This window comes from Actinoplanes regularis (genome assembly GCF_900188005.1).
Lineage (GTDB): Bacteria > Actinomycetota > Actinomycetes > Mycobacteriales > Micromonosporaceae > Actinoplanes > Actinoplanes regularis.
This window is the reverse complement of the sequence record NZ_FZNR01000022.1, coordinates 1-11,122: the sequence shown is the minus strand read 5'-3', so window position 1 is coordinate 11,122 and position 11,122 is coordinate 1. Positions and strand designations below refer to the sequence as shown.

At 71.4% G+C, this 11,122-nt stretch carries 8 protein-coding genes, 1 rRNA gene and 2 pseudogenes; 3 read left to right on the top strand and 8 right to left on the bottom strand.

Annotated elements, in window-relative coordinates; translation table 11 throughout:
- Nucleotides 1-19: 19 nt before the first annotated feature.
- The 4 genes and pseudogenes from CHC09_RS36320 to CHC09_RS48920 form a co-directional block, all read right to left on the bottom strand.
- Nucleotides 20-907, bottom strand: a complete 888-nt coding sequence (locus CHC09_RS36320) for an NAD kinase (RefSeq protein ID WP_089297814.1) — start codon at nucleotides 905-907, stop codon at nucleotides 20-22.
- Between the two features lie 200 nt (nucleotides 908-1,107).
- A pseudogene (locus CHC09_RS36315) lies at nucleotides 1,108-1,905 on the bottom strand (TlyA family RNA methyltransferase); the annotation flags it as partial.
- A 24-nt stretch (nucleotides 1,906-1,929) separates the two neighbouring features.
- Nucleotides 1,930-2,127, bottom strand: a complete 198-nt coding sequence (locus tag CHC09_RS48080; protein WP_239138782.1) for a hypothetical protein — start codon at nucleotides 2,125-2,127, stop codon at nucleotides 1,930-1,932.
- Nucleotides 2,128-2,824: 697 nt separating this feature from the next.
- Nucleotides 2,825-3,520 (bottom strand): annotated as a pseudogene (locus tag CHC09_RS48920) (phasin family protein); the annotation flags it as partial.
- 95 nt (nucleotides 3,521-3,615) lie between these two features.
- On the opposite strand from CHC09_RS48920, the gene CHC09_RS36300 reads away from it, so the two are divergent.
- On the top strand, nucleotides 3,616-3,951 hold the full coding sequence (locus CHC09_RS36300; protein ID WP_089297912.1) for an SCP2 sterol-binding domain-containing protein: 336 nt from the start codon (nucleotides 3,616-3,618) through the stop codon (nucleotides 3,949-3,951).
- Nucleotides 3,952-4,384: 433 nt separating this feature from the next.
- On the top strand, nucleotides 4,385-4,918 hold the full coding sequence (locus tag CHC09_RS36295) for a GNAT family N-acetyltransferase (protein ID WP_089297813.1): 534 nt from the start codon (nucleotides 4,385-4,387) through the stop codon (nucleotides 4,916-4,918).
- Between the two features lie 77 nt (nucleotides 4,919-4,995).
- On the opposite strand, the gene CHC09_RS36290 is transcribed toward CHC09_RS36295, so the two are convergent.
- Nucleotides 4,996-6,282 carry a methyl-accepting chemotaxis protein gene (locus tag CHC09_RS36290; RefSeq protein ID WP_089297812.1) on the bottom strand — a complete coding sequence of 429 codons (1,287 nt, stop codon included), beginning with the start codon at nucleotides 6,280-6,282 and terminating at the stop codon, nucleotides 4,996-4,998.
- Nucleotides 6,283-6,432: 150 nt separating this feature from the next.
- On the opposite strand from CHC09_RS36290, the gene CHC09_RS36285 reads away from it, so the two are divergent.
- A complete protein-coding gene (locus CHC09_RS36285; protein WP_089297811.1) occupies nucleotides 6,433-6,675 on the top strand; it encodes a hypothetical protein in 243 nt (80 codons plus the stop codon).
- 374 nt (nucleotides 6,676-7,049) lie between these two features.
- On the opposite strand, the gene CHC09_RS36280 is transcribed toward CHC09_RS36285, so the two are convergent.
- The 3 genes from CHC09_RS36280 to rrf all read right to left on the bottom strand — a co-directional run bounded on the left by CHC09_RS36280 (nucleotide 7,050) and on the right by rrf (nucleotide 10,881).
- Complete coding sequence (locus CHC09_RS36280) at nucleotides 7,050-8,048, bottom strand: HAD-IIA family hydrolase (RefSeq protein WP_089297810.1); 999 nt, start codon at nucleotides 8,046-8,048, stop codon at nucleotides 7,050-7,052.
- Nucleotides 8,045-10,627, bottom strand: a complete 2,583-nt coding sequence (locus CHC09_RS48915; protein ID WP_425320682.1) for a tetratricopeptide repeat protein — start codon at nucleotides 10,625-10,627, stop codon at nucleotides 8,045-8,047. The genes CHC09_RS36280 and CHC09_RS48915 overlap by 4 nt, the downstream gene beginning before the upstream one ends.
- A gap of 137 nt (nucleotides 10,628-10,764) precedes the next feature.
- A 5S ribosomal RNA gene (rrf, locus tag CHC09_RS36270) occupies nucleotides 10,765-10,881 on the bottom strand.
- Between the last annotated feature and the right edge of the window lie 241 nt (nucleotides 10,882-11,122).

The window sequence follows — 11,122 nt, the reverse complement described above, 5'->3', positions numbered from 1 at the left end:
CCAGCGAGGATGTTTCTGATCAGCGGCGGTTTCCGCGCCAGCCGACCACCGGGAGCTCGAACTTCGCCACCAGGGTGTCGGTGAACGGCCGTGGGGCCAGCCGGACCAGCCGGACCGGCAGCTGTCCCCGCTCGACGGTCACCCGCGAACCGGGCGGCAGGTCCCAGGTGCGGCGCCCGTCACAGCAGAGCACGGCGAACGACGTGTACGGGTCGACGGTCAGCACGAACGTCGAGGTCGGTGCGGTCACCAGCGGCTTGCTGAACAGCGCGTGCGCGCTGATCGGCACCAGCAGCAGCGCCTCCACCTCGGGCCAGACCACCGGCCCGCCCGCCGAGAACGCGTACGCGGTCGAGCCCGTCGGTGTGGCGCACACCACACCGTCGCAGCCGTAGCGGGACAGCGGCCGCCCGTCCACATCGACGAGCAGCTCGAGCATCTGCGCCCGCTGCCCCTTCTCCACGGTCACCTCGTTGAGCGCCCAGGACTCGGCGATCAGGCGGCCGTCGTACTCCGCGCGTACATCCAGGGTGAGCCGTTCGTCCACGGTGTAGCCGCCCGCGACGATGTCGGCCACCGCCTGGTCGATGTGGTCGATCTCGGCCTCGGCGAGGAAGCCCACCTTGCCCAGGTTGATACCGAGCAGCGGCGCCTTCACCGGCCTGGCCAGCTCCGCGGCGCGCAGGAACGTACCGTCGCCGCCGAGCGCCAGCACGATCTCCACGCCCTCGGCCGCCTCCGGGCCGTCGAGGGCCTTCAGCTCCTCGGGCAGCCCCAGGTCGGCCACCTCGTCGGCGATGACCCGGACCTCGAAGCCGGCGGCGATCAGGGCCAGCGCGACCGTGCGGGCGTGCTGCGTACTCTGCCGGCGCCCGGTGTGCGTCACCAGCAAAGCCGAACGAGTCATTTGTCCTCCATCTGGGCAACCGGCTGCTCCGCCGGCTCCGATCGTTCCTGATCCCGCCCAGCGGGAGGCTCCGTGACAGCTCCGGCCGATTCCGGCCCCTGGCCGGTCGAGCCGGTCGATTCCGGATCCTGGCCGGTCGAGCCGGCTGATTCCGGATCCTGGCCGGACGGGCCGGTCGATTCCGGATCCTGCCCGGACGGGCCGGCCGCGACCACCGCTTCGACACGGTCCCGATCGGCGGCCGGGGCGCCGCGCCGGAACCAGACGAAGAATTCCACGTTGCCGCTCGGCCCCGGCAGCGGGCTGGCGGTCACGTCCACCACGCCCAGGCCGAGCTCGGCCGCGGCGGCCGCGACGTCCAGCACCGCCTCGGCCCGCAGCCGCCAGTCGCGCACCACACCGCCCGCGCCGACCCGCTCCTTGCCGACCTCGAACTGCGGCTTCACCATCAGCGCCAGATCGCCGTCCGGCCCGGTGCAGGCGGCGAGGGCGGGCAGCACCAGGCGCAGCGAGATGAACGACAGATCCGCCACGGTCAGGTCCACCGGGCCACCGATCGCGTCCGGCGTCAGCGTCCGCACGTTGGTCCGCTCATGCACGTCGACCCGCTCGTCGGTGCGGATCGGCCAGGCCAGCTGGCCGTAACCGACGTCGACCGCGACCACCCGCCGCGCGCCCGCGCGCAGCAGCACATCGGTGAAGCCGCCGGTGGAGGCGCCCGCGTCCAGGCAGCGCCGGCCCTCGACGCTCAGGCCCCGAGCGCCGAACGCGGCGAGCGCGCCGGCCAGCTTGTGACCGCCCCGCGAGACGTACTCGGTCTGCGGGTCCTCCCCCGTGACGATCACCGGGTCGGCCGGGTCGACCATGGCCGCCACCTTGTGCGCCACGGTCCCCCGGACCTGCACCCGGCCGGCCGCCACGAGCTGGGCGGCCTGTTCCCGGGAACGAGCGAGCTTGCGACGGACGAGCTCGGCGTCTAGACGCGCACGGCGGGCCATCAAGATCCTTTTTTGGTACGTCGGTCAGCGGTCGATGCCGGCCAGGGTTTCCTGGAGCACCTGGTGCGCGGCCTCGTACTCGGCGATCTGCTCGACCGGGGTCAGCCGCGCGGCGTTGGCCAGCGAACTTAGCACCGCATCCACTGCCGGGTGACCGGTCTCCTCCACCATCTCGTCCTCACCGGTGCGATAAGGGGACGGCGTCACGCCCTCGGCCGGCATCGGCGGACGCGGCCCACCCTGCGGCGGACCGGGACGGTAGCCCCCCTGCGCCGGGCCAGGACCTAAACCACCCTGCGGCGGGCCAGGACGATAGCCACCATCCGCCGGGCCGGGACCCAGGCCACCCTGCGGCGGGGCAGGACGGTAGTCACCCTGCGCCGGGCCGGGACCCGGGCCATCCTGCGCGTGGTTCGGGAACGTCACGGGATCACGCCTCCGGGCTCTCGGCCCCGCTGGGGCGCTCTGTCACCGACGCTGACTTACTGGGCTGTGGCCGACTCGGAACCTGAGCGGCCTTCTTCGCTGCCCGTTTGACCGGAGCGTTCTTACTCGGCGCGGCCTTGCTCGGCGCGCTCTTGGCCGGCACGCTCTTGCCTGAAGCGCCGACACTCGGCGTGCTCTTGACCGGCGCGCCCTTGCTTGAAGCGCCGACACTCGGCGTGCTCTTGACCGGCGCGCCCTTACCTGAAACGGCCTTGCTCGGCGCACTCTCACCCGGTGCGGCCGCACTCGGCGCACTCTTGACCGGTGCGGCCTTGCTCGGCGCACTCTTGACCGGTGCGGCTTTACTCGGCGTGCTTTTGACCGGTGCGGCTTTACTCGGCGCGCTCTTGATCCGCGCGGCCTTGCTCGGCGCGTTCTTACCCGGCGTCCTCTTCGTCGGCGCGATCGCGCCCGGCTCACTCACGCTGGACCCGGCGGGCGACCCCGATGTGGACTTCCGTGCCGCCTTCTTCGCGACCGGAGCCTTCTTCGCAGGCGCGGCCTCCAGAGCCGGCGAGGCCACCGGCGCCGATGAAGCCGCCGTGTTCGCCGACAATCCACCCGGCGCTGTCCCCGCCGACGGCATCGCGTTCGGCGTGGCCTTCAGGGCTTTCTTCGCGACAGCCTTCTTCGCCACGGCCTTCTTCGCGACGACCTTCTTCACGGGCCCCGCGTTCGAAGCGGACGCCGGACTCGCAGCGCCAGTCGGGGCCGAAGCAGACGCCGGGGCCGCAGCAGGCCCAGAAGCCGAGGCGGACGTCGGAGCCGAAGCAGACGTAGAAGCCGAGGCGGAAGCTCGGGAATCAGCTCCCACCGCACCCAACCGCCCCTGCGCCTCCCGCAGCCGCTTCTCCAGGTCATGCACCCGAGCCGTCAACTCGGAAACCTCGTCGGCAGTGGCCAGCCCGACCCGGCCGAGCGCCCGGTCCACCTCGTAACGAACGATGTTGGTCAGCGCCTCACGGTTCGCGATGCCCGCCGAGAGCAGATCCTCGACCAGCCCCTGCACCTGCGCCGCCGTCGCACCGCCCCGGCTGAGCAACTCACCGGCGACCTTCTGCGCCCTCTTCCTGGGCGTCTCGGTCAGCCCGAGCGCCAGGTCCAGATAAGCCCGCCATGCATCCGACATGATCCCTCCTCCTCTCGTCGCGCCGGGTGCCACGCTACCGGCAGCCCCCGACAACTTCCTGAGGTACGGTGCTGGTGTCGCGAGGGGGGATGCCGATGGCCACCGTGGACGAGTGCCGCAAAGCATTGCACGACCTGGCCGCCAAGCTCGCGGCGAACGCGGAGGCACGCGGCAAGCTCGATCTGGACCGCACACTCGCCTGCCGGGTCACCGACCTCGACACCGCCTTCCACGGCCGGATCGCGGGCGGCCTGCTGCTCGACATCACCGACGGCGACGACCCGAAAGCCAAGATCGCCCTGATCGCCGCGAGCGACGACCTGCTCGCGCTGGTCAACGGCCGGCTGGACGTCACCCGCGCCATCGCCTCGCGCCAGATCACCATCAAGGCGAACCCGTTCGACCTGCTCAAGCTCCGTAAACTCCTCTGATCACGCCGAGTGATACGACGCCGAAGCCCAGATCGTTCAAGCCCGCCTGACCGGCACCGCCCATCACCCGAAGCCGCCTGGCAGGCACCGCCCATCACCTGAAGCCGCCTGGCAGGCACGGCCCTCCAGCGCAGGCACCACCCGCAGCCACCTTTCGGGCGCAGTCGCCCATCCCGCGCACCATGCGCGACCGCCTGGCGGTCGCGACCGCCAGGCGAGCGCGACCGCCAGGCGAGCGCGACCGCCAGGCGAGCGCGACCGCCAGGCGAGCGCGACCGCCAGGCGAGCGCGACCGCCGATGCGCGTCGCGAAGGTTCCACCGATCGGGCACCGTCCGGCCGCGAATAGTGGCGACACGAACGGCGGCGGCGAGCCGCGCCCGGCCGGTCCGGATTCTTGCAATCCGAGCCATCACCCGGCTAGCGTCCGCGAAATGCTGATCCGTCCCGAAACCCCCGCCGACCAGCCCGCGATCCACCAGCTGGTCAGGGACGCCTTCGGCACCGACCACGGCCCGGTCGTCGCCGACCTCGTCGACGCCCTGCGCCGCGACGACCCGGGATACCTGTCGTTCGTCGCCGAGGACGAGGGCGCGCTGATCGGGCACGTGATGTTCACCCGGAGCCTCCTCGACGCCCCGGAACGCCTGGTCCCGGTGCAGGTGCTCAGCCCACTCTCGGTAACCCCGGCCCGGCAGCGCCAAGGCATCGGCAGCGCCCTCATCCGCCACGGTGTCGCCGAGCTGGACAAGCGGGACGTCCCGGCGGTCTTCCTGGAGGGCGACCCGGCGTACTACTCGAAGCAGGGTTTCACCGCCGGCGAAGACCACGGGTTCCGCAAGCCGTCGCTGCGCATCCCGGACGCCGCCTTCCAGGTCATCCCGCTCACCGCCCACCGCCCGTGGATGACCGGCACCCTGGTCTACCTGCACACTTTCTGGGACCTGGACTGCGTCGGCCTCCGCTGACGATTGCCGGAGACAGCCTTCCAAAAACCGGGACCGCGCTGACAGCTTCCGAAGGCATCCGCCAAACCCGGATCACGCTAACGGCTTCCGGAGGCGGCTGTCAGTGCCTGCAGACCCGCCAGCACCTGATCCGCCGACGCGGTAGCGGTCGAAAGCTGCTTGGTCACCTCCCCCAGCACCTTCGCCTGCTCATCCACCGACGAAGCGATATCCAACTGCAGGTCGTGAATACCGTCCACCGCCCCGGTCGTCCTGGCGAACGTCTGCGCCACGTCATCGGTCTCCGAGATGATCGCGGTGATCACGGTGTTCACCCGCTCGACCGACGTCGCCGTCTCCCGCGCCAGGTCCTTCACCTCCGAGGCCACCACCGCGAACCCCTTGCCGATCTCCCCGGCCCGGGCCGCCTCGATGGTCGCGTTGAGCGCGAGCAGGTTCGTCTGATCGGCCAGGGACGCGATGATCGCGTTGACGTCGGCGATCTCACCGACCGACCGCTCCAGCGCCCGTACCTTGTCCCCGGCGGAAGCGGCCGCGTCCTTCCCGCCGGCCGCGGCTCCGGCCGCCTCCGCCGATCGCGACGCGATGTCGTGCACCGACGCGGTCAGCGCGGCGAGTTCCCGGTCCACCGCGGTGACCGCGGAGATCGCCGTACGCGCCTGCACGCTGATCGCCGCGACCTCCTCGGTCATCCGCCGGGTCTGCTCGGCGGCCTCCGCGGATCGCACCCGCAGCTCCTCGGCGGCCTGTTCACGCGCCTCCCGCTCGGCCCGCTCGGTCTCCTCCCGGGCCTGCGTGGCCTCCTTGGCGAGCTGCTCGTTCTCCAGCTCCGCCTGCTCCGCGAAGTGCCAGAAGATCACGATGCCGACCACCTCGACGGCGGCCAGCCCGGCGTGGATCGCGACCTGCTCGATCGCCGCGGCGACGCCCATGTGGTGCATGCCGAACACCCGCTCCGGGGAGATCAGACCGACCACCCCGTGGTGCACCACGACGACCAGAACGGCCCAGATCAGCGGCGCCCACATCTGGTAGAGCGCGATGTAGATCAGGATCGCGTACAGATGGATGTGCGCGGTCATCGAACCGCCGGACAGCTCGATCGCCACGAACGTACAGGCGATCAGGCCCACGCTGGTCTGTGACGCCTGCGCCCGATGGGTCGGCAGCAGCGGTGTCAGCGCTGCCCAGCCGGCCACCCCCGCGGTGAGCGCAACGACCTCCCAGCGTGGCCGCGGCCCGAGCATGCCCAGCACCAGGAAGGCGGGGACGTGGAGCCAGAGCAGGCGGCTGACGATCATGTGCCGGGCGTGCCACGACGCCTCCGAGAGCCGCGCTCCCCGAGGCAGCCTGAAGGAAGTCACGTCCCCATGATCGGCCGCCACCTCGTCCGTTTGGCCCGAATCGCGCCAGATGCGATTTCTCCTGGCCGGACCCGGTTCCCTGGTGGGACGATTGTTCCGAGAACGAGCGACCGCCGGACGACGGCCGCCCCGGGTCACTGGGAGGCAATCATGATCCACGTCCGCCCCGATGTACCGAACATCGACAACACGGTGAACGCCGACAACGTCCACCAACGGGCCGAACGAATCGCGGTGCCAGATTTCGACTACATGAGTTCGCCCCTGGTGGCCATGATCGACGGCATCTTCCGCATCGACCCCGAGGCGCCCCCGCTCCCTCGCCGCCGACACCGGCCCAACCCGCAGCAGTACCACAAACCCACCGCTGAGGACGTGGCCCACCCGTTCTGACCACCGTCGCGCGCCCACTCCGCGGCGGTGGGCACGCGATCCGTTCCACCCACCCTCAGATCAACCCCATTCGGCGGTACGACCTACGCCTCCCGTGACCAGGCCTCTCGGCCGAGCCCCGTGCCGATCTCGCGCGACGCGACACGTACTCGAGGCCGCGACGCGGCCCGAGGCCCGGAAACAGAAAAAGCGCAGCCCCGGCCATCGGCCGGGGCTGCGCTTCAAATAACGGCATGCGCGGCCGGGTCAGAAACCCAGCCGCGCAGTAACTCGACGGCGGCGCCAGGGTCAAAGACCCCAACCACACAAGAGCCCGACAACGGCGCCAGGGTCAGAGACCCCAACCGCGCACGAGCCCGATGGCGGCACCAGGGTCAGAGACCCCAACCGCGCAAGAGCTCGATGGCGGCGTCGGAGCCGGCCGAGATGTTGGCGACCGGGACACCGTCCCAGGTCACGCCACACAGCAGCCGCAGTGCGTCGACCGGGTCACCGGCCCCGGTCAGGACCGCGCGGTCCCCGTCCCGGGCGACCTGCCAGCCGTCCACCTCGGCGACCGGCACGCGGGCCTGGTCGGCGGAGCGGAACAGCCCGGACAGATCGGCCGCCACGAACCTGGGCCGCCGCTCGACCGGCGCGGCCAGCAGGTCCTTCGGACCGCTGACACCGGTCAGCACCAGCAGGCTGTCCATGCCGGCACCGACCGCGCCCTGGATGTCCGTGTCCAGCCGGTCACCGATGGCCAGCGGCCGCTCCGCCTTGGCGAGCGACGCCGCCGTGGTGAAGAGAGCGGGCTGCGGCTTGCCGACCACCACGTCCGGTTCCCGGTCCAGGGCGGTCCGCAGCACGGCGACGAGCGAGCCGTTCCCCGGCAGCGGGCCACGCGGGCTCGGCAGGGTGCGGTCGGTATTGGTGGCGTACCAGGTGGCGCCCGCGCGAACCGCGAGCGCCGCCTCCGACAGGATCTTCCACCCCACCTCGGGCCCGTACCCCTGAACCACCGCGACCGGCCGCGCGTCCGCCGAGTCCACCGGGGTGAGCCCGGCGTCGCGGACCTCCCCGCGCAGCGCCTCGGCGCCCACCACCAGCACCGGCGAATCGGCCGGCACGTGCTCGGCGATCAGGGCGGCGGCCGCCCCGGCCGAGGTCAGCACCTCGGCCGGTTCGGCGCTGACGCCCATGCCGGTGAGCAGCGCGGCGACGTCCGCGGCACGGCGGGACGCGTTGTTCGTCGCGAAGGCGATCGACGTCCCGTCCGCCCGCAGTCGCTCGACCGCCTCGGCCGCGCCCTTGATCGGCTTGTCGATCAGGAAGACGACGCCGTCCAGGTCGAAGATGGCCAGGTCGTAACCGCCGGCGAGGTGGTCGCTCATGCCTGCGGCCGGTCGGCGGAGTCGTCGCCGTCCTTCTCGTCCGGCTCCGCCTCGTCCTTCTCGGTCTCCGCCTTCGGCTCCTCGAACACCGCCGCCGGCACCTCGGACTTCTCGGCCTTCAGGGCGTCGGTGTTGATGTCGGTGTCGGCCACCCGGGCCGGCTCCTCATCGTCCTCGTCCTCGTCGTCCTCGAAGTCCTCGTCGTCGTCCTCGAACTCCGCCTCGGGCTCGTCGTCGAGATCCTCGTCGTCGTCCTCGTCGTCCTCGCGCTCGTCGTCGTCCTCGTCGGCGCGGGCCTCGTCGGCCAGGTCCTCGTCGTCCTCGTCGTCGTCACCCTCGATGGTCACGCCGTCGAGCTCGAGGATCCGCTCCGCCGCATCGGTGAGCTGCTCCTCGTCGACCGCCGCGGCCCGCCCGAACCACTCGCGGGCCTCCTCACGGCGCCCGGCGGCGAGCAGGGCATCGGCGTACGCGTACCGCAGGCGCGCGGCCCAGTCCGCCGTCTCGTCCCCGGTCAGCTCCTTGACCTGGAGCATCGCGACGGCCGCGTCGTGCTGGCCGAGGTCACCGCGCGCGCCGGCCGCCACGATCAGCAGCTCGATCGCCCCGGACTTCTCCAGCTTCGCGACCTCGGCGCCACGGTAGAGGTCGATCGCCCGCTCCGGGCGGCCCAGGGCCCGCTCGCAGTCCGCCAGCTCGGCCAGGTGGGTCTGCTTGCCGGTCATCCGGTGGTAGGTACGAAGCTCAGCGATCGCGCTGGTCCAGTCACCGGCCGCGTACGCCGCCAGGCCGACCGCCTCGCGCACCACCGAGATCCGCGAGGCCAGCCGCCGCGCCGCGATCGCGTGCTGCAGGGCCAGCTCGGAGTCCTCGTCGATGATCGTGCCGGCGGCAACCAGGTGCCGGGCGACAGTGTCCGCGACGTCACGGGCCAGGCTCGCCAGCTCCGCGAAGACCTCCTGGTCCAGGTCGGCCGCGACGACGTCCTCGGGAAGCTGCGGGGCCTGGAAAGCCGCCTGGCCCTCCTGCTCCTCGTTCCGCGAGCGGTCACCCTGGTAACCACCACGGTCCCGGTCGCCACCACCCTGGTAGCCGCCCCGGTCACGGTCGCCACCACGGAACCCGCCACGGTCGCCACCACTGGGCCGGTCGCCACCACGGAACCCACCGCGGTCGCCACCACCCTGGTAGCCGCCCCGATCACGGTCGCCACCACGGAAGCCGCCGCGGTCGCCGCCACCCTGGTAGCCGCCACTGGGACGGTCGCCACCACGGAAGCCGCCCCGGTCGCCGCCACCCTGGAAGCCCTCGCGCGGACCGCTGCGGTCACCGCCACCCTGGTAGCCACCGCTGGGCCGGTCACCGCCACGGAACCCGCCACGGTCGCCACCACCCTGGTAACCACCACTGGGACGGTCACCACCACGGAACCCGCCACGGTCGCCACCACCCTGGTAGCCGCCCCGATCACGGTCGCCACCACGGAACCCGCCACGGTCACCGCCACTGGGACGGTCGCCACCACGGAACCCGCCACGGTCGCCACCACCCTGGTAACCACCACTGGGACGGTCACCACCACGGAACCCACCGGAACCGCCCTGCGAACCACCGCGGTCATCACGACGGAAGCCCGGCCGGTCACCGCCGCCTACGGCACGGTCACCACCACGGAACCCGCCACGGTCGCCACCACTGGGACGGTCACCGCCACGGAAGCCGCCACGGTCGCCGCCACCCTGGTAACCACCGCTGGGACGGTCGCCACCACGGAACCCACCGCGGTCGCCACCACCCTGGTAGCCGCCCCGATCACGGTCGCCACCACGGAACCCGCCACGGTCGCCACCACTGGGACGGTCACCGCCACGGAACCCGCCACGGTCACCACCACCCTGGTAACCACCACTCGGACGGTCACCACCACGGAACCCGCCACGGTCACCACCACCCTGGTAGCCGCCCCGATCACGGTCGCCACCACGGAACCCGCCACGGTCACCGCCACTGGGACGGTCACCGCCACGGAAGCCGCCACGGTCGCCGCCACCCTGGTAACCACCGCTGGGACGGTCGCCACCACGGAACCCACCGGAACCGCCCTGCGAACCACCGCGGTCATCACGACGGAAGCCCGGCCGGTCACCGCCGCCTACGGCACGGTCACCACCACGGAACCCGCCACGGTCGCCACCACCCTGGTAACCACCACTGGGACGGTCGCCACCACGGAACCCACCGCGGTCGCCACCACCCTGGTAGCCGCCCCGGTCACGGTCGCCACCACGGAAGCCGCCACGGTCGCCGCCGCCCTGGTAACCACCCCGGTCGCCACCACTGGGCCGGTCGCCACCGCGGAACCCACCGCGGTCGCCACCACCCTGGTAGCCCCCACGGTCGCCACCGCGGAAACCGCCCCGGTCGCCGCCACGGTCACGGTCGCCACCACGGAAGCCACCGCGGTCGCCGCCCCGATATCCGCCTCCATCGCCGCGGCGGGCGTCGCCGCCATCGCGACCGCGGCCCTCCCGGGCCTCGTCGCGCTTGCTGGAGCCGCCGTCCTGCGGTCCTGTAGTCACGGATCATTCCTTCCAAGTACGGCGGCGGGCCCACGGTGCGGGCGGCCTGGTCTCAAACACAAAGTTACTAGGGAACCGAGTCTTAAACGCAGTCGAGGGCCGACCCCGTGCGGGGCGGCCCTCGACCGTTACGTTGAGTCCGGCGGCGTCCTACTCTCCCACACCCTCCCGAGTGCAGTACCATCGGCGCTGGAGGGCTTAGCTACCGGGTTCGGAATGTAACCGGGCGTTTCCCCTCCGCTATGACCACCGAAACACCTGTCAGCGCGGAACACCAGCAATCCGACATCAGAGCCGACTCGAACCGAAACGGTTCGTGTCCGGACCGGAAATACTCCGGTCCGCTCCCAGCCGACCCCATCCCGGGCCGGCCAGCAGAACTCCGACCATCAGAGTGGTCGTTCGTTTGCTGTGAATCACACAGTGGACGCAAGTAAAATGTTTAGGGTGGTTAAGCCCTCGGCCTATTAGTACCGGTCAACTCAACACGTTACC

Excerpts from the sequence above, each read along its gene's own strand:
- CHC09_RS36295 (WP_089297813.1), top strand. The coding sequence starts at position 4,385 with ATGCTGATCCGTCCCGAAACCCCCGCCGACCAGCCCGCGATCCACCAG.
- CHC09_RS36320 (WP_089297814.1), bottom strand. The coding sequence starts at position 907 with ATGACTCGTTCGGCTTTGCTGGTGACGCACACCGGGCGCCGGCAGAGT.
- CHC09_RS36300 (WP_089297912.1), top strand. The coding sequence starts at position 3,616 with ATGGCCACCGTGGACGAGTGCCGCAAAGCATTGCACGACCTGGCCGCC.
- CHC09_RS36285 (WP_089297811.1), top strand. The coding sequence starts at position 6,433 with ATGATCCACGTCCGCCCCGATGTACCGAACATCGACAACACGGTGAAC.
- CHC09_RS36280 (WP_089297810.1), bottom strand. The coding sequence starts at position 8,048 with ATGAGCGACCACCTCGCCGGCGGTTACGACCTGGCCATCTTCGACCTG.
- CHC09_RS48080 (WP_239138782.1), bottom strand. The coding sequence starts at position 2,127 with ATGCCGGCCGAGGGCGTGACGCCGTCCCCTTATCGCACCGGTGAGGAC.